Here is an 18171-nt window from a genome sequence, read left to right on the forward strand (position 1 = left end):
GTTATGAGTAAGTGGTGCTTCAATTATGAATCTGGTGAGTATGAAGAAATTGATAGAGATGGATTTAGTATTTCGCAAGGAAGATACGTGTTTAATTGGGATGACTCAGAGTTTAGACGTGAGGAAGAGGAAGAGGAATTCAATCGTTGGGGATTTCATCACTCTATTTGGGGTGATGAAGACGATTAATCACCATTTTCAAGATACAATGCCTTTTAAGCTTCCTATAATTACGCTATAATCAAATAAACCGTTGATCGGAAATAGTACTACAATATACCGGCTTAAGAGAGAGGCACATTTGGTGAGAGTGCTTTGGCAGATGGTGTTGATGGGAATGCCTCCGAGAGGGTCTTCTTGATATGTAGAGAAGAACGTTGCACTAATGTTATCAGTGAAATTCTAAAGAGTGGATACGCATAGCGTCTTTTTAAGAAAGACGCTTTTTTAACAGGAGGAAGAAAATGATCAGACTGTATAATACAAAGACTTTACAAATCGAAGAGTTCAAGCCAATTCATGAGGGACATGTGGACATGTATGTGTGTGGACCAACTGTGTATAACTATGCACATATCGGCAATGCAAGACCAATGATTGTGTTTGATGTATTGAAGCGTTTATTTGAAGCAGAAGGATATAGCGTTACGTATGTATCTAACTTCACGGATGTTGATGACAAGATCATTAAGAAAGCTGCTGAAGAAAATACAACAGAAGCAGTGATTGCACAGCGTTACATTGATGCGTATCAGGAAGTACGTACATTACTCAATACAGAATTGCCAGATATTACACCACGTGTTACAGAAACAATGGATAAGATTATTGACTTCATCGACAAACTTGTTAAGACAGGTCATGCCTATGAAGCAAATGGGGATGTATACTTCTCGGTTGAATCTGTACCAACATATGGTGAGATTTCTCATCAGCACTTGGATCAACTAGAGGCTGGTGCACGTATTGAAACAAATGACCAAAAGAAAAATCCATATGATTTTGCGCTATGGAAGAAGACAGATATGGGTATCAAGTGGAATTCTCCATGGGGAGAAGGTCGTCCAGGCTGGCATACGGAATGTGTTGTCATGATCAATGACAATATCGGTGATTGCATCGATATTCACGGTGGTGGTATGGACTTGAAGTTCCCTCACCATGAAAATGAAGCAGCTCAACAAGAAGCTATGCATGGCAATACACTGGCTAACTATTGGGTACATAATGCCATGGTAAATATCGATGGACAGAAGATGTCTAAGTCGTTAGGTAATACAATGTGGGCAAAGGATGTTGTGTTATCTTTAGGTACAAACCTAACAAGATGGTTAGTATCCTCTGTACATTATCGTAAGGAATTAAACTTCTCTGATGAGACAATCGAAACTGCTCGCAAGGAATTAGATAAGGTGTTAACACCACTCAAGCAAGCATATATCAAGGCTGCACTCGCAAATTATGTCATGGGCGATGATTATGACAAGGAATCTTATCGTGCATTCTTGGATTGCCTAGATGATGATATGAATACACCAAATGCGTACGCAGTTATCTTTGAGACGGTTAAGAAATTAAATCAGACACTACGCCAAAGAGAGATTGACTTTGCGCAAGTAACTCTTTACCGCAACGCTGTGGAAAAAATGTTGAATGTATTGGGTATTGTTGTGGATAAACCGGTGATAGGTGAAACTGAGAAAGAATTATTTGCGAAGTGGAATCAAGCTAAGGCAGATAAAGACTTCGATAGTGCTGATAAATACCGTAATGAATTAGTGGAAAAGGGCTTATTGTAATGAACCCATTAGAATGTAATGGTAGAACACTAGCCTTTCTTGGTGATGCGGTTTGGTCTCTTGCGGTACGTGACTTCTTGGTTCAAGAAGGACAAGGCAAAGGAAAGATGCTACAAAAACTTAGTATTTCTTATGTTTCCGCAAAATCACAAGCAAGATTCTATTCGCTTCTTCACGAAGAAAACTTCTTTACCGAAGAGGAAGAAGCGACGTATCACCGTGGACGCAATGGTAATACAGGTAGTGTTCCAAACAATACAGATGTTGTGACATATCGGATGTCGACAGGATTTGAGGCAATCTTAGGTGCTTTATATCTTGAGAATAATCAAGAAAGAATAAGACAGATTTGGGACAAAGTACGGACACTTTAGGGAGGACTTCTATGGCACAATTTGTGTACGGGAAAAATGTTGTAAAACAGATGTTGATGGATAACTCCAAGATCAAACAAATTTACATGTCAGTAGACGATAGGGATGTAGAACAGTTGGCTAGAAAACAACGAGTACAACTCAAAAGAGTGGATAAGAAGACATTAACCCAGATGACAAAGACAGACCGTCATCAAGGTGTTGTGGCTGAAGTTGATCCATATCGTCTATATAGTGTAGATGAAATCGTGCAGAGTGTTTCCGAGGATGGTAAGGGTCTTATCATCATGTTAGATGAATTAGAAGATCCACATAACTTGGGGGCGATATTGCGTACAGCTGATGCAATCGGTGCTACTGGTGTCATCTTTAAGAAGACCAATGCAGTAGGCTTAACGCCTACCGTTGCAAAGGTTAGTGCTGGCGCAATTGATACAGTGAAATGTGCGTCTGTAACCAATCTTTCCAGGACACTAGAAGACCTTCAGAAAAAAGGTTGGTGGGCTGTTGGGACAGATATGGATGGACAGGACTATCGTTCTGTAAAGTATGATTTCAATACAGTGTTGATTATTGGAAATGAAGGTAAGGGTATCTCAAGACTCCTGCGTGAGAAGTGTGACTTTGTGGTATCACTACCAATGAGAGGAAAGATTGAATCGTTGAATGCGGCAGTATCTGCTGGTATTCTGATGTATTCGATTTACAACATGCGTTTCCCACTATAGGGGGAGTGTTGTATGGAAAAGGACAATCCGAGTGAACTATTATATATGTGCAGGATGGGCGATGCGCATGCGCAATATCGCTTATTTGCACAGTATGAAGGTTTACTTACATCGTTGGTGAATCAAACGATACAGGTGTATCCGCCAGTGAAGAACTATAAAGATGATTTATTGCAGGAGGCGCGTCTTGGGTTACTTGTGGCGATACATTGTTATCGGGAAGATAATCAAGCTAGTTTTAAGACCTTCTTGTGTATCATCGCAAAGAGAAGAGTTTGGAATGTCCTACGCCAGCTTTCAACAATCGGAAGAAATGAAGGTACAGATGTACTGGCATTAGATGCGATGATGAATGAGGATGAAACATTCTATGATATTGTCGAACAACAAAATAAGATGTTTAATCCAGAATATTATTATCAGTATGTCGATGCATTTAAACAAATGACACAAGGTATCATGTCGCTATCTCATCGAGAGGTAGATGTTATGCGTTCTTGGTATGATGGGGATTGTTATGAAGAAGCAGCCCGTAATCAGAACTGTACTGTAAAGGCATACGATGGTCGTTTGCAGAGAGTACGAGCCAAAATTAAAGATTACATATATCATAATCAATGATAATACTTGACAGATAGTGTATGATAATAAAGTAAACTGAAACAGAAATAGTAAATGCATGTCAGCGATGATTTGTCGGTGGCATGCATTTTGTTGTTTTATAGAAGATTTGAATATTCGCTCAAGTGTGCGCTTATAAAAACAAACTGCTTCAGTAGAGTTTGAAAAGGAGAATAGTATGAAACTCAAAAAAATTATTACAGGAGTACTTGCGGCATTCATGCTTGCAGGTTGCGCTCCAAAACAACAAAAGAATCAGACAAAATTAAAGATCGTAGCTACAACATTCCCACAGTATGATTGGATTCGTGAGATTGTTGGAAAAGACAATCCAAATGTAGACCTACAATTATTGATGAAGAATGGTGGGGACTTGCACAGTTATCAACCAACAGCAGGTGATATCGCAAACATCTCTGATGCAAATCTATTTGTATACGTTGGTGGTGAGTCTGATGAATGGGTAGATGATGCATTAGAAGAAAAGACCAACAAGGATATGAAGGTTGTAAATATGATGCAGACGCTTGGAGATGACATCGACGAAGAAGAGGAAGGCTTAGAAAAAGAAAGCGAAGACCATGACCACGATCATGATGATAAAGATCACGACCATGACCATGAAGAAATCGAATACGATGAACATGTTTGGTTATCACTCAAACGTGCACAGAAAATCGTAAAAGCAATTACGGATGAATTGGCAGAACTAGATCCAACAAATGCCAAAGAGTATCAGGCAAATGCGGAAGCGTACATCACAAAACTTTCAACATTAGATAAGTCTTATCAAGCTACAGTTGATACAGTTGAAAATAAGACGTGGATCTTCGCAGACCGTATGCCTTTCCACTATTTAGCAAAAGATTATGGCATTACTACATACGCTGCATTCAATGGTTGTTCAACAGAAACAAATGCTAGTTTTGAAACTATCGTTAGTCTAGCAAAATACGCAGATGAGTTGGGTATCAAACATATTATGACAATTGAAGGCTCTGATAAGAAACTCGCAAAAGCAGTCATTGAAAACACAACAGATAAGAATCAAGATATACTAACATTGAATTCCCTACAGTCCGTTAGCCAATCAGATATCGATAAGGGCTTAACATACTATGGCGCAATGGAAGAGAATCTAAAGGTACTAGCACAAAGCTTTAACACGGAGGTTAAATAAGATGACACATTTGATTACATGTAAAAATCTATCCGTTGGACATGAACGCAATAAAGTTGCGGGACCTTTTAGCTTGGAAATCAACAATGGGGATTATTTATGTGTAATCGGAGAGAATGGATCTGGCAAATCCACATTCATGAAAACCATCTTAGGTTTAATTACTCCTATTGAAGGAAGTATTGAACATGATGATTCCTTCAACGCAAAAGAAATTGGTTACCTTGCACAACAGACACAAGTTCAAAAAGATTTCCCATCTTCAGTTGAAGAAGTTGTTTTATCTGGCTTTGTAGGTCATCTTGGCCATCGCTGGTTCTATAACAAGAAAGAAAAAGAACTCGCGAAGGAGTACATGGCAAAGACGGGTGTCGATAAACTTGCGAAACAGTGTTATCGAGATTTATCTGGTGGCCAACAACAGCGAACATTACTCGCAAGAGCACTCTGTGCTGCAGATAAGATGATTCTATTAGATGAGCCTGCAGCAGGACTTGATCCAGAAGCGATGCAGTATATGTATGATTTGATTGCTAAACTAAACAAAGAAGGCATGACAATTGTGATGATTACACATGATGTGCCTGCAGTGGTGCAGTATGCAAACCGCATCGTTCGCTTTGTGGATGGAACAGTGAAAGAAGTATCCACAGATGAATATCGAAAGGTGGTGGAAAAATGCTAGCTGAATTATTACGCTATCTTGAATATCCCTTTGTACGATATGCCATCGTTGCGGCGATGTTAATATCCCTGTGCTCTGCCCTTGTGGGAGTTATCCTTGTATTAAAGAGATATTCTTATATTGGGGATGGATTATCACACGTTGCCTTTGGCGCAATGTCAATCGCACTTGTACTTGGGATGATTCAACAGAAGATGTATCTCGTCTTTCCGATTACAACCGTAGCAGCTATCTTAATTCTCAAATCAGGACAAAATAAAAGAGTCCAAGGTGATGCGATAGTTGGAATGGTTTCTACCGGTGCACTCGCACTTGGCTATCTCTTGATGAATCTATTTCCACCGACTGCTAATATCAGTGGAGATGTATGTAGTACACTCTTTGGATCTACATCAATCCTTACACTCTCCAAAGCAGAGGTTTGGTTATGTGTCATCGCATCAATTATCGTTCTAATTATATTTGTGATGTTATATCCAAAGATTTTTGCGGTAACGTTTGATGAAAACTTTTCCAAGGCAACTGGTCTAAAAGCAGATCAGATTAATTTAATCTTGGCAGTTATCATTGCAGTTATCGTCGTACTAGCAATGAATCTTGTAGGTTCTTTGTTGATTTCTGCACTCGTAATCTTCCCTGCATTATCGGTAATGCAGTTATTTAAGAGTTTTAAAGCTGTATTGATCGGTGCAGCAGTTCTATCAGAAATTTGTACAGTTACTGGTATGCTTGTAGCGATACTTTGCAGTACACCTGTAGGTGCTACAATTGTAACGGTTGATATTATTGCGTTTATTATCTGTTGGTTGATTCGTGCGATGAAAGCGTAAGTAGTAATGAAATATATCAAGAAATTTATCCTAATCTTTCTAAGTGTAGGAATTATTACATTAGCTTTTCTATATACACACCAACCAAACGCGGTAAAACCAGAGCAGAGTAAAGAGACCGAAGTAGATTATGACTTATCTAAGCTCAGTGGAAATGTTGTGTATTCGCAAGTATATGCGATGATGACAAACCCAGAAGAGTATGTAGATAAAACATTTAAAATCTCTGGTATCTTTGCGTTAGGAAAAGATAAAGATGGTAATACGATGTATGGTTGTATTATCAAAGATGCATTGGGTTGTTGCCAACAGGGTATTCAATTCCAATGGGAAGGAAATCATAAATATCCAGATGATTATCCAGATCTCGGAACAGAAATTACAGTTGTAGGAACTTTCAGTTATCAAAAGGATGGAAACATCGTTTCCTTATTATTAAAGAATGCAGAAATGAAGGTGGGTTAATAGCCCACCTTTTCGTGTGAAGATATTATTTTATTTGATTTATCATTTCCTGATAAATATTATACAGTTCCTGTTTTTGACTTTCGGATAGTTGGTCATTTTTGTGAATGTCGTAATCATCTACTAAAGATACGTGATAGGCTAGCATTTTTCCATTCTTTACGGCAATTACATCAGGAACAAACATGCCTTTTTTACCATTGTCATCTTCTTGGAAACTGTCTGAAATATACTTTGAAAGATTTGCGTAGTTTTCTTCTCTTTCTATTTTTGTTTCTCCCATACCTTTGTTTGCGTCAATATAATAAATCGAAATATTATTGTCTTTTGCCACGGCATTCAAAATAGGTACAGCTCGTTCACACCACGGACAGCCAACTTTTCCATAGTATAGAATTCCTGAATATCCTTCTGTAAAAAACTTGATTGAACTTTCAAATGTGATTTCCTTAAATGCAGGGTTGTCATCCGTCAATAATGAATATTCTTTTATATCGGAATCTTTTTGATCAACATACTCTAAGTTGAATATCTTTTTAGTATTAGAGTTTTGACTTTCTGGTGTGGGTTTACAGCCAAGTAATAGTGTAGATGATACTAGAAGATAAAATAACTTTCTAAATTTACGCATAATACCCCCATGATTTAATTATTCAACAGCAATCAGAAATACTAATGTAATTTGATGTGAACCGTTTTGAATATGATATATCCAATCATAATTCCTATTGTATTAATCAAAATGTCTACAACATCAAAGATTCCTCGATGACTAACGAATTGTAATAATTCAATAGAAGTTATCAGTAATAAGGATAGAAGTAGTACAGAACTAATCTTTAAATGTTTGAGCCAGTATCCGATAGGAATAAATAAGATCAAATTTAATATAGTTTGAGAAAGATTTGTTGTTTCAAAATTAAATAGTTCAAGAATATTTAGGTTAATGTTGTTGTCATGATAGACTCTAAAAAATAGTAATAAAATCATCACAAGAAAATAAATTACCCAGAGTAGTCGCAATACAAATGTTGGAATACGATGAGATGGATTCAATAATAAATAGCTACTGCCATAAAATATGAGAGTTTGACCAAACAAAATCAAAAGATATAAAAGGGGCTCGATTACATATAATCCTTGGAAGTGAAAGTCCAAAAAATTACTAGTAACATAATAGAAAACTAGGAAACTAATGATACAAGTTAAAATGATATGTAGTATTCGGGATGATTTTCTCATATTAATATCCTTAACTATTATTATCATATATCAAAATGAAACTGATTTGTGATTTTAATATGAAACAGGCGGTTGGCTCGTTGCGAGTTTGCGAATTATGTGCTATTGTAATCAAGACTTTGAAGGAGTTTTTCGTAATGGCAAAAGAGGCGAGAAAAATTATTCTTGCGTGTGAAGAATGTCTTGCACGCAACTATACAACAAATGGTTCGAAAAACAGCACAAAGAGATTGGAGCTTAAAAAGTTCTGCCCAAAATGTGGCAAGATGACGCTCCATAAAGAAACAAAATAGAAAGTAGGCAAGGCGATGTCTGAAGAGATGAAGGATAAAAAAGCTGCGAAGTCTGAGAAGCAGCAGGCTAAAGAAGCTAAGAAGTTAGCCAAGAAGAATAAACCGGCAAAAGACCATTGGTTTACAATCAGTGGTATTACAAAAGAAGCAAAGCGTGTTCGTTGGCCACATTGGACTAACCAAGGCAGCGAAGAAGGAACACTACAAAATACTGGTGAAGTATTGGTGTTTACAATCTTCTTTGCACTATTCTTTGTGTTGTGTGATTTAGGTGTTGCATATCTAATGAAATTTTTCGGGATTGGAGCGTAACAATATATGACAACAAATGATAAAGCAGTAATTTCTGCAATTGATGATGAACATGAAACTAGATGGTATGTTGTAAATACATACGCTGGTCATGAAAATAGAGTTAAGGAAAATCTTGAAAAGCGTGTTGAAACAATGGGTATTCAGGATTCTCTATTTCGTATTGTAGTAGCAGAAGAAACAGAGACTGTTATTGGTAAGGATGGAAAGCCAAAGGATGTTAAGACAAATGTATTCCCGGGTTATCTCTTCGTTGAAATGAAGATGACAGATGAAGCTTGGTACGTTGTACGTAATACTCCAGGTGTTACAGGATTTATCGGTTCCTCTGGTGGTGGTGCGAAGCCATTCCCAGTTGCACCAGATGAAATGGAAGCTATCTTACGCCGTATTGGTCAAAGCGATAAGAAGATTTCAATTGATTTCGAGATTGGTGATACAGTGAAGATTCTTGCTGGTCCATTCAGTGGAATGGAAGGAAGAGTTGCCTCATTGAATGATCAGACACAGACAGCTAATGTATTGATTATGTTGTTTGGTCGTGAGACACCAACAGATATCAACTATGGTGATCTAGAAAAAGTAGAATTGTTCTAGGAGGTTCAGATGACAGTAGAATTAACAAAAATCCTAACAAATTATGCGGTTTTCGCAGTAATTTGGTATGTCCTACAGACCTTCGGGTATTTTAGGCTCTTACGTAAGACACCAGCGAATAAGGCATTTGCATTTATTCCTGTGGTACGTGAACTAGTGATGTTCAAATTAGTTTGGAAATCTAAGTTTGCTGGAATCATCTGGTTTGTATGTGCAATCGGTGGTTTAGCATTATTCTTAGTTTCTGCTAGTACAGGTTTACAGATTGTTGGTTGGCTTGGCCTTGTGATGATGATTGCGTCTATCGTAATTCATATCAAGAGATCTCGTAAGCAGTCAAAGGCATTCAACTTAAGTGGTGGAATTACAACATTATTGATTTTCGTTAATCCAATTGGAAATATCGTGATTGGTATGGGACAAGCTGAATATAAAGGTGCGAAATAAGAGTGTAGGAAACTACACTCTTTCCTTTTTGGAGGAGATGTAATGAAAAAACAGAAGATTAGTTTAAAGTTTCTAAAGAAATATCAAAAAGAAAGTATCCTTGCACCATTATTTAAATTATTAGAGGCGCTCATGGATTTGACAGTTCCATTGGTCATTGCCCAAATTATTAAAAATGGAATTGGGCAAAATGATATGAATTATGTCTTAAAGATGTTTGGACTCTTATTGATGCTTGCGGTATTGGGAATGGCATTCTCCTTTACGGCACAGTGGTTTGCGGCTAAAGCAAGTACTGGCTATGCGACTGACTTAAGACAAGAGTTATTCGATAACATTCAGGATTTGACGTATGCAGAGTTAGATCAACTTGGTACAGATACTTTAATCACTCGTATGACAAGTGATGTATTACAGGTACAGACAGGTCTGAATCTCGCTTTACGTCTATTACTAAGAAGTCCGTTTATTGTGTTTGGTGCGATGATTGTTGCATTTACAATTGATGTAAAATCGGCACTTATCTTTGTGGTAACGATACCGGTCCTTGCGGTTGCTGTATTTACAATTATGTGGCTTAGCATTCCACTGTATAAAAAAGTACAGAGTGCCTTGGATAAATTACTTGGAACGTTACGTGAAAACTTATTGGGTGTCAGAGTCATTCGTGCATTCCGTAAGGAAGATGCTGAGGTTCAACAGTTTAACCAAGAGAATGATACTTTAACACAATATAACGAACATGTGGGTCGCTTATCCGCGTTAATGAATCCACTAACGTATATCTTAATTAATATCGCGATTATTACATTAATCTACGTAGGCGCGATTCGTGTCGATGGCGGTATCATTGCACAGGCGGATGTTGTTGCGTTATACAACTTAATGGGACTGATTATTGTTGAACTGATTAAACTATCTTCTCTTATCATTACAATCAATAAGTCACTTGCGTGTCTAGAACGTATTGAAGCAGTACTTATGGTAAAGCGTCAGATGGTCTATCCGATAGAACCTATAAAAGAAGATGAAAGTGCTCCAGCGGTTATCTTTGATCAAGTTTCCTTCTCTTATCCACAAGCTGGTGCAGATGCGATATCGAATATTAGTTTTGTGGCAAATCGTGGAGAGACGATTGGTATCATTGGTGGAACAGGCTGTGGTAAATCAACTATTGCACAATTAATACCTCGTTACTATGATGTGCAAAGTGGAAAAGTATGCGTGAATGGCGTAAATGTAAAGGACTATCCACAAGGAGAGCTTGTATCGAAAGTGGGAATGATTCCACAAAAGGCAGTTCTATTTGAAGGTACAATTCGAGAGAACATGCAGTGGGGCAAAGAGGATGCGACGGATGAAGAAATCTGGCACGCATTAGAAATCGCACAGGCTGCAGATGTAGTAAAAAGTAAGAATGGATTAGATGCGATGATTGAGCAGAATGGTCGTAACCTATCTGGTGGTCAGAAACAACGTCTCACAATTGCGCGTGCATTATTAAAGAATCCGGAAATATTAATCATGGATGATTCCGCAAGTGCATTAGACTTTGCGACAGACCTAAAGTTACGCCGAGCAGTTCACAATTTAGGAAATCAAATGACAGTCTTTATCGTTTCACAACGTGCTTCTACTGTACGTGCTGCCAACCAAATATTGGTATTGGATGATGGGAACCTAGTTGGAACAGGAACACATGATGAATTGATGAAGAATTGTCAGGTATATCAGGAAATCTATTATTCACAATTCCCAGAAGAAAAACCAAAGGAGGTTGTGGCATGAAAAAGAACACATCATTCCAGACCCTAGGGAAAGTCTTAAAGTTTATTGGAAAGTATAAAATATTACTTGTGTTTAGTATTGTCCTATCGATTATTGCGGAGATATTACAGTTGTATGTACCAATTTTGTTTGGTGCCGCAATTGATACAGTTATCAAACAAGGTGAAGTACATTATTCACAACTTCTTACAGTTTTAATTAATATTGGAATCTGTATTGCGGTTGCGTCAATTAGTCTTTGGGTGATGAATCTAATCAATAATCGTCTAACGTATCAGACTGTTAAAGAGATTCGTGCTAAGGCAATGCGACATATGCAACATATCCCCCTCTCTTATCTAGATGTACATAGTACAGGGGATATTGTTCAAAGTGTTATTGCGGATGTAGATCAATTGTCAGATGGATTATTGTTGGGATTTACGCAGTTATTTACAGGTATAGTGACAATCATCGCGACGTTAGTATTTATGTTATCAAAGAATGTACTTATTACATGTTGTGTAATTGTGTTAACGCCAGTTAGTTTCTTTGTGGCAAGATTTATTTCGACACGTTCGTATCGTTTATTTCAAAAGCAGACAAGCACACGTGGAAAACAGACGGCACTAATCAATGAGATGATTGGTAGTGAGAAGGTTGTAAAGGCGTTTGGGTATGAGAGACGCGCTTCGAAACGTTTCAAGAAATTGAATGAGGAACTACAAGAATATACGCAAAACGCATTGTTTATTAGTTCACTTACAAATCCATCCACACGTGCAGTAAATAATGTAATTTATGCGATTGTGGCAGTGCTTGGCTCTTATAGCATTATGAAAGGTAATTTAACAGTTGGTGGATTGACTGTATTACTATCTTATGCCAACCAATATATGAAGCCATTTAATGACATTAGTTCTGTTGTAACAGAGTTACAGAATGCGATGGCTTGTGCTGATCGTGTATTTACATTGATAGAGGCTCCGGCTGAAAGTGCAGATCCAGAACTAGACTTGGTTGAAAAGAATGGTGCAATTGATATTCAAGATGTATTCTTCTCATATCTTCCAGATCAAAAGTTAATTGAGAATTTTAACTTTAGTGCAAAACCAGGTACGACGACTGCAATTGTAGGACCTACTGGTTGTGGTAAGACAACATTTATTAATTTGTTGATGCGTTTCTATGACGCAAATCAAGGCGCAATCCTGATTGATGGCCAGAACATTTATGATGTAAGTCGTAAATCAATTCGTAAAAACTTCGGCATGGTTCTCCAGGATACATGGTTAAAGAATGCAAGCATACGTGATAATATCGCCTTTGGTGTCGAGAACGCTAGCGATGAGGAAATCATCGAAGCCGCAAAGGAAGCGCATAGTTGGGAGTTTATCCGTCGTATGCCAGAAGGTCTGGATACGATTGTGACAGATGATAGCTTAAGCCAAGGACAGAAACAGTTACTTTGTATCACTAGAGTATTGCTAAGCAAGCCAAATATGTTAATCCTTGATGAAGCGACATCTTCTATCGATACACGTACGGAGCTTGAAATTCAAGCAGCTTTCAATAATCTTATGAAGGGACGTACTAGTTTTGTGGTTGCGCATCGTTTATCAACGATTCGTAACGCTGACCAAATTATTGTCATGAATGCCGGTAGAATCATTGAACAGGGCAATCATGATACACTAATGGCACAAAATGGATTCTATAGTAAGTTATATAACTCTCAATTTGTGACAACAAATGAATAAAAGCCGCGTAGATTAGCGATTAATAGGCTTGTTTGGCATCTTTTATCTTGACGCTAAACCTATATTAGCCTATTATATAAAAGCACTTTTAGTGCGCTCATGCGTGGGAGGATAGCAATGTCCGCTGACCACTGCATGTGGATTCTAATATAAGGAGGAAAACCACATGGCAAAGAAAATTGCAAAAGTAGCTAAGCTACAATTCCCTGCTGGTGGAGCTAAACCAGGACCAGCTCTAGCATCTGCAGGTATCAACATGCCTAAATTCTGTACAGAATTTAACGACAAGACTAAGGACCGTCACGGTGACATCGTTCCTGTAATTATTACAGCTTACGAAGATAAGTCATTCGACTTCGTCATCAAGACAACTCCAGCTGCTATCTTATTAAAGAAGGCTGCTGGTATTAACAAGGCTTCTGGAACACCAAAGACAGTTAAAGCCGGTAAGATTACAATGGCTCAGTTAAGAGAAATCGCTGAGTATAAGATGCCTGACCTCAACGCTAATGACGTTGAAGCAGCAATGAACATCATTGCTGGTACAGCACGTAACATGGGTATCGTAGTAGAAGGCGAGGCTAAGTAACAATGGCAGGAAAGAAGTACAGAGCAGCGTTAGAACAGGTAGATAGCGCTAAAGTTTATGATTACAAGGAAGCGATTGCTTTAGCTAAGAAGATCAGCACAACGAAGTTTGATTCTTCATTAGAAGCTAGCTTCGTATTAAACGTTGATCCACGTCAGGCTGAACAGAACATTCGTGGCGCAATGGTATTACCACACGGTACTGGTAAGACACAGCGTGTATTAGTAATTACACAGGGTGCTAAGGAAGATGAAGCTAAGGCAGCAGGTGCTGACTTCGTTGGTGGCGCTGATATGATTCAGCAGATCCAAGGTGGCTGGTTCGACTTTGACATCATCGTAGCTACTCCAGACATGATGGGTCAGTTAGGTAAGTTAGGTAAGCTCTTAGGTCCTAAGGGATTAATGCCAAACCCTAAGACAGGTACAGTAACAATGGATGTTGCGAAGGCAATTGATGAAATCAAGAAGGGTAAGGTTGAATACCGTGTAGACAAGGATGGAAACATCAACGTATTATTCGGTAAGGTATCTTTCACTGAAGAAGCTCTTGTTGAAAACTTCAAGGCTTTATATGACCGTATCTTAAAGGCTAGACCTGTAACAGTTAAGGGTGCATACCTAAAGGGTGTAACAGTATCCACAACTATGGGTCCTGGTATCAAAGTTACAGTTGAATAAGTAATTTAAAAATCTCACAGCGATGTGAGATTTTTTTATATGCAATGATTAGATTAGAAGCCTTGTTTAAAGAACTTGCGGAATGTGGATACTTCTTCGGTAGATTGTGTTACAGATACACAGTACTTTGCACGCTCACCAATCCCTGGTTCATAAGTGATTGGTTCAAGTTTGAAGGATGCCGCAGGACTTTCCGCAAAGCAATAGCCCATAGATGTACGTATCGATGAACCATTTTCTTTATTAAAGAAAACTGGTTGGTCATATGTAGAAAGAGATGGGTCAACATAGATAACAACTACTTCACCAGTCTTATATCCCACGATAAAGTTGTAATGATGAGTGACTGACGCAATCACAGCACTATGGTAATTTTCGGAATGACAATATACCAGTTGATAATCATCACCATTTAAAACAGCTTCATTAAAAATTTCGCGCATACGAGCTTTGTTTTTGATGTTATCTTCGTCAGATGCGCCTGTTAGTGCCTTTTTGAATAAACCAAGAATGCTCATAAAAATCTCCTTTACTACTAGTTATAAGGGAATTATAGTGCTGATTCCAATACTCTTCAACCATAGAACGTCAAATTTGAATATCAAAAAACGTGATAAAATAGAAATAAAGTAGAGGTGATACTATGTTAGATGAAGGAAGACTAAGTCGTGTCATTGAGAAGATGACAACAGATTGTTTATTGATTACAGATCCGGTTTCTATTGCGTATCTTTGTGGAAAGAAAATAGAACCGGGAGAAAGATTTCTGGGATTATTGATTGGGAAGGGGATTGAACCGGTATTGATTTTAAATCAGCTCTTCCGTTTCTCAGATGCGATTGGTGTAAGAGTAGAGTATTATAAAGATACAGATACTATTACAAATATCATTTCGCAGTTTATCGATAAAAATGGTAGCTTAGGCGTAGATAAAATCATGCCAGCTAGATTCCTAATTCCAATGATGGAAGCGAAGATTGCGGCAGAATTTAAACTTGGATCATATGCAGTTGATTATACACGTGCTATTAAAGATGCTCGTGAACAAGAACTTATGCGGGCTGCGTCTCATATCAATGACCTAGCAATGGCGGAGTTTAAGAAACTGATACACGATGGTGTAACAGAAGTAGAAGTGGCCTCACAGATGTTAGATATTTACCAAAGACTTGGCGCAAGTGGATATTCATTTGACCCTATCGTTGCCTTTGGTAAGAATGCGGCTGATCCACATCACATGCCAGATGATACGGTATTACAGGAAGGTGATACGGTACTCTTCGATGTTGGTTGTGTGGTAAATGGCTACTGCTCAGATATGACAAGAACCTTCTTCTATAAGAAGTATCCAAATGCAGAACAAGTAGAAGTCTATAACCTTGTTCGTAAGGCTAATGAAAGTGCAGAAAGTTATTGTAAACCAGGTGTAAGACTATGTGATATCGATGCGGTAGCTCGTAACATCATCACAGAAGGTGGCTTTGGGGAAGATTTTACACATAGACTTGGACACTTTATTGGCACAGAAACACATGAATATGGAGATGTATCACAAGCATTTACAGATTTAACGGTAGAAGGAAATACCTTCTCAATTGAACCGGGAGTCTATCATCCGAGTATTTTGGGCTGTCGTATTGAAGATTTAGTTTTGATTACAAAGGATGGTTGTGAGGTTTTAAACCACTATCCTCATGAGATAGAAGTGATTGAGTAAATTCACTAAGGAGGAACATTCATTGATTCACAACATGAACAAGAGCAGAATTTTAATTCTATCAATCATCGGAATTATCGTTATTTCCCTGGGAATATACACTTGGAATCATCAGAGCAAGAAGTCAGGCGAAGATTTAACAAAATATGATTATGTAGTAAGTTTCTACTCCATTCATCAAAATGGAAAGATGAATCCACAAACAAAGATTATTTTTGTAAGTAATGACCAAGAAAAACTAGAATTCAGCGATAAAGTAAACGCAGCAGGTAGATTATTCCAAGAAGGCAATACCTTCCGTGCATATTCTTTCGGTGGAAATAAATCTCTACTTTTTGAATCTTCATCTGGATATTCAACATTCTCTATGTCCAAGGGTGCGTTTGATTCAAATATATATACTGTAAATCTTGCGCTCAATGGAATGAATGGAAGAATTGAAGTCATTACTATCGATGATGGGTCAACAGGTGAAATACGTAATACTATCCAATACACAAGTCCAAATCATAAGGTGGTTACATCACCGGTAATTCATGCGGCGATTTATCATGCGGTTGAAATTGGTACAAAACTCTACTTTACAGGGTATGACATGGTTCAAGATCGATATGAATTGTATTGCCTAGATGAAGAAACAAATGAAGTTCAATTTGTGGATTATTGGTATCATACTTCCGTTGAATTTGAAGAGCTCTTATATGTAAATGGCAAGGTTATAACAGTTGAAAATCCTTATCATAGTCGATTTATGGACGAAGAGGAAATTCCAGAGATGGCTAGTTTAACAAGTATGGACCCAGATACATTAGAGGCAACGACAATCTCTCTAGAAGCAAAGAGAATCATTACCGCTTATACGTATGGCGATTATATCCGTGTCGTGACAGAAGATAATCATCTATTGGAATACACAACTGACCTTGAACTGGTATCAGATAAGGATTTATCTGGAACTGATTTTGCGAAACTATTTACAAATACAGAATATAAGTTACATGGAATCCGTTATTTAGGAAATAAGGCGGCAGCAATCGTAACACCAAATACAGAAACTACAACAGAATTAGGAAAAATCTTAGAATTTGATGCGGATACATTAACTCTACAAAAGAGTATTACAATTCCTCTATCAGAAAATACAGGTTGGAAAACAGACTTTGTGGATTTACTGATCATTGAAAAATAGTAAATTAGACGACAATTGATAACTGATAGAGTGATTGCATAGTTTTTACACATGGGGGGGATAACCATGAAGAAAATGTGTAGAATCTTAGCATGTGTAGGTACATTATTCCTTACAGCATGCACAGTATCAAACAACCGTAGTACACAAATAACTTCTACATCCGTTACAGAACAAAAGAAAGAAACTCCTGAGCCAAAGGAAACAGTTTCTCCAGAGGTAACAGAAGCACTCCATGCATACAATGAATTGTTAGATAACATTGATGCATATGATTTTGGTATGGGTGATACAGTCTCAGATAATGTAATGTATGGCATTGTGTATCTGAATCATGACATCCCACAATTGATTGTGGAAAAGTTCTATCATGCTCAACTTATCGCAGTGGCGAAAATTTTTGGATATGATCCAGAAACCCAAACATGCATTGCCTCGGATGCTGTTTTCCAGATAGATAGTCCAGCTCAATTTCAAAAATGTACATCTGAAACATACGGCTGGTTTAAGCTCCTGCAGGATCATAAGGGACTTGTATATACTGAAAATAATCGTAGTACACATGAAATTCTAAGGTGCGAGTTGTTGACATGGGAAGATAATCAGTTAATCGTAAAGGAAATTACAAAAATGGAGTTCAATAGTCTTCCTAAGGAACCTAAGTTGATTACGCTTGGAATCAATGATCGAAGATTATTAGAATAGATTTTTAAAAGTGTATCCTGAGTTAATGGGATACACTTTCAGTGTGTGACGGGCATGTCACAAACCTAACTGGTGAAAGTCCAGTCGTAGGTAGTTACCGCCAAGCGTAGCGAACCACAAGCCGTAAGCCGTGAGGCTTTGGGTGAAGGAAGTGGTGTAGCGATTCTTTCGAGGTTACGAACAGAAACCTG

At 37.8% G+C, this 18171-nt stretch carries 23 protein-coding genes; 20 read left to right on the forward strand and 3 right to left on the reverse strand.

All coding sequences use genetic code 11. The annotated features are described in order from the left end of the window. Nucleotides 1-3 precede the first annotated feature (3 nt). The 9 genes from RWM19_RS02175 to RWM19_RS02215 all read left to right on the forward strand — a co-directional run bounded on the left by RWM19_RS02175 (nucleotide 4) and on the right by RWM19_RS02215 (nucleotide 6682). Nucleotides 4-189: a hypothetical protein gene (locus RWM19_RS02175; RefSeq protein ID WP_313983132.1), complete on the forward strand. Its 186-nt coding sequence runs from the start codon at nucleotides 4-6 to the stop codon at nucleotides 187-189. Nucleotides 190-467: 278 nt separating this feature from the next. After that, the gene (cysS, locus tag RWM19_RS02180) at nucleotides 468-1799 is read left to right on the forward strand and encodes a cysteine--tRNA ligase (RefSeq protein WP_313983161.1); all 1332 of its coding nucleotides are present in this window, start codon (nucleotides 468-470) and stop codon (nucleotides 1797-1799) included. After that, nucleotides 1799-2173, forward strand: coding sequence for a Mini-ribonuclease 3 (locus RWM19_RS02185; protein ID WP_294020492.1), 375 nt, complete (start codon nucleotides 1799-1801; stop codon nucleotides 2171-2173). Before cysS ends, RWM19_RS02185 begins: the two co-directional genes overlap by 1 nt. Before the next feature lie 11 nt (nucleotides 2174-2184). Beyond that, nucleotides 2185-2901, forward strand: coding sequence for a 23S rRNA (guanosine(2251)-2'-O)-methyltransferase RlmB (gene rlmB / locus RWM19_RS02190; protein WP_294022627.1), 717 nt, complete (start codon nucleotides 2185-2187; stop codon nucleotides 2899-2901). Between the two features lie 12 nt (nucleotides 2902-2913). Continuing rightward, a complete protein-coding gene (locus RWM19_RS02195; RefSeq protein ID WP_294020494.1) occupies nucleotides 2914-3522 on the forward strand; it encodes a sigma factor in 609 nt (202 codons plus the stop codon). Nucleotides 3523-3700: 178 nt separating this feature from the next. Beyond that, nucleotides 3701-4702 carry a metal ABC transporter substrate-binding protein gene (locus RWM19_RS02200; RefSeq protein ID WP_313983136.1) on the forward strand — a complete coding sequence of 334 codons (1002 nt, stop codon included), beginning with the start codon at nucleotides 3701-3703 and terminating at the stop codon, nucleotides 4700-4702. Nucleotide 4703: 1 nt separating this feature from the next. Next, nucleotides 4704-5387 carry a metal ABC transporter ATP-binding protein gene (locus tag RWM19_RS02205; protein WP_294020498.1) on the forward strand — a complete coding sequence of 228 codons (684 nt, stop codon included), beginning with the start codon at nucleotides 4704-4706 and terminating at the stop codon, nucleotides 5385-5387. Next, the gene (locus RWM19_RS02210) at nucleotides 5381-6217 is read left to right on the forward strand and encodes a metal ABC transporter permease (RefSeq protein ID WP_294020499.1); all 837 of its coding nucleotides are present in this window, start codon (nucleotides 5381-5383) and stop codon (nucleotides 6215-6217) included. The genes RWM19_RS02205 and RWM19_RS02210 overlap by 7 nt, the downstream gene beginning before the upstream one ends. Before the next feature lie 6 nt (nucleotides 6218-6223). Further along, on the forward strand, nucleotides 6224-6682 hold the full coding sequence (locus RWM19_RS02215; protein WP_313983140.1) for a hypothetical protein: 459 nt from the start codon (nucleotides 6224-6226) through the stop codon (nucleotides 6680-6682). Between the two features lie 25 nt (nucleotides 6683-6707). Here RWM19_RS02215 and RWM19_RS02220 read toward each other — a convergent pair whose 3' ends face one another. Together RWM19_RS02220 and RWM19_RS09000 are read right to left on the reverse strand one after the other, a co-directional pair. Continuing rightward, complete coding sequence (locus tag RWM19_RS02220) at nucleotides 6708-7313, reverse strand: hypothetical protein (RefSeq protein ID WP_294020502.1); 606 nt, start codon at nucleotides 7311-7313, stop codon at nucleotides 6708-6710. 41 nt (nucleotides 7314-7354) lie between these two features. Continuing rightward, on the reverse strand, nucleotides 7355-7951 hold the full coding sequence (locus RWM19_RS09000; RefSeq protein WP_399553434.1) for a VanZ family protein: 597 nt from the start codon (nucleotides 7949-7951) through the stop codon (nucleotides 7355-7357). Nucleotides 7952-8061: 110 nt separating this feature from the next. Here RWM19_RS09000 and rpmG point away from each other — a divergent pair, with 110 nt between their 5' ends. The 8 genes from rpmG to rplA all read left to right on the forward strand — a co-directional run bounded on the left by rpmG (nucleotide 8062) and on the right by rplA (nucleotide 14369). Beyond that, entirely contained in the window at nucleotides 8062-8217 is a 156-nt protein-coding gene (gene rpmG / locus RWM19_RS02225) for a 50S ribosomal protein L33 (RefSeq protein WP_028078588.1), read from the forward strand. Nucleotides 8218-8232: 15 nt separating this feature from the next. Continuing rightward, entirely contained in the window at nucleotides 8233-8529 is a 297-nt protein-coding gene (secE, locus tag RWM19_RS02230; protein WP_294026351.1) for a preprotein translocase subunit SecE, read from the forward strand. 6 nt (nucleotides 8530-8535) lie between these two features. Continuing rightward, nucleotides 8536-9126 (forward strand): transcription termination/antitermination protein NusG, encoded by a 591-nt coding sequence (nusG, locus tag RWM19_RS02235; protein ID WP_294020505.1) that lies wholly within the window; start codon nucleotides 8536-8538, stop codon nucleotides 9124-9126. 9 nt (nucleotides 9127-9135) lie between these two features. Then, nucleotides 9136-9573, forward strand: coding sequence for a DUF5684 domain-containing protein (locus RWM19_RS02240; protein WP_313983144.1), 438 nt, complete (start codon nucleotides 9136-9138; stop codon nucleotides 9571-9573). Between the two features lie 42 nt (nucleotides 9574-9615). Then, on the forward strand, nucleotides 9616-11361 hold the full coding sequence (locus tag RWM19_RS02245; RefSeq protein WP_313983146.1) for an ABC transporter ATP-binding protein: 1746 nt from the start codon (nucleotides 9616-9618) through the stop codon (nucleotides 11359-11361). Continuing rightward, the gene (locus RWM19_RS02250) at nucleotides 11358-13100 is read left to right on the forward strand and encodes an ABC transporter ATP-binding protein (protein ID WP_313983148.1); all 1743 of its coding nucleotides are present in this window, start codon (nucleotides 11358-11360) and stop codon (nucleotides 13098-13100) included. Before RWM19_RS02245 ends, RWM19_RS02250 begins: the two co-directional genes overlap by 4 nt. Before the next feature lie 166 nt (nucleotides 13101-13266). Next, a complete protein-coding gene (gene rplK, locus RWM19_RS02255; RefSeq protein WP_006525781.1) occupies nucleotides 13267-13689 on the forward strand; it encodes a 50S ribosomal protein L11 in 423 nt (140 codons plus the stop codon). A gap of 2 nt (nucleotides 13690-13691) precedes the next feature. Then, nucleotides 13692-14369: a 50S ribosomal protein L1 gene (rplA, locus tag RWM19_RS02260; RefSeq protein WP_313983150.1), complete on the forward strand. Its 678-nt coding sequence runs from the start codon at nucleotides 13692-13694 to the stop codon at nucleotides 14367-14369. Between the two features lie 53 nt (nucleotides 14370-14422). On the opposite strand, the gene RWM19_RS02265 is transcribed toward rplA, so the two are convergent. Further along, nucleotides 14423-14887 carry a hypothetical protein gene (locus RWM19_RS02265; protein WP_313983152.1) on the reverse strand — a complete coding sequence of 155 codons (465 nt, stop codon included), beginning with the start codon at nucleotides 14885-14887 and terminating at the stop codon, nucleotides 14423-14425. A gap of 125 nt (nucleotides 14888-15012) precedes the next feature. On the opposite strand from RWM19_RS02265, the gene RWM19_RS02270 reads away from it, so the two are divergent. The 3 genes from RWM19_RS02270 to RWM19_RS02280 all read left to right on the forward strand — a co-directional run bounded on the left by RWM19_RS02270 (nucleotide 15013) and on the right by RWM19_RS02280 (nucleotide 17980). After that, nucleotides 15013-16086 carry a Xaa-Pro peptidase family protein gene (locus RWM19_RS02270; protein ID WP_313983154.1) on the forward strand — a complete coding sequence of 358 codons (1074 nt, stop codon included), beginning with the start codon at nucleotides 15013-15015 and terminating at the stop codon, nucleotides 16084-16086. Nucleotides 16087-16108: 22 nt separating this feature from the next. After that, entirely contained in the window at nucleotides 16109-17275 is a 1167-nt protein-coding gene (locus RWM19_RS02275) for a hypothetical protein (RefSeq protein WP_313983156.1), read from the forward strand. A 66-nt stretch (nucleotides 17276-17341) separates the two neighbouring features. Continuing rightward, on the forward strand, nucleotides 17342-17980 hold the full coding sequence (locus tag RWM19_RS02280; RefSeq protein WP_313983158.1) for a hypothetical protein: 639 nt from the start codon (nucleotides 17342-17344) through the stop codon (nucleotides 17978-17980). The last annotated feature ends 191 nt before the right edge of the window (nucleotides 17981-18171 follow it).

Origin of the sequence: uncultured Solobacterium sp., assembly GCF_963517755.1 — a bacterium.
In the GTDB taxonomy this organism is placed as follows: domain Bacteria; phylum Bacillota_I; class Bacilli_A; order Erysipelotrichales; family Erysipelotrichaceae; genus Bulleidia.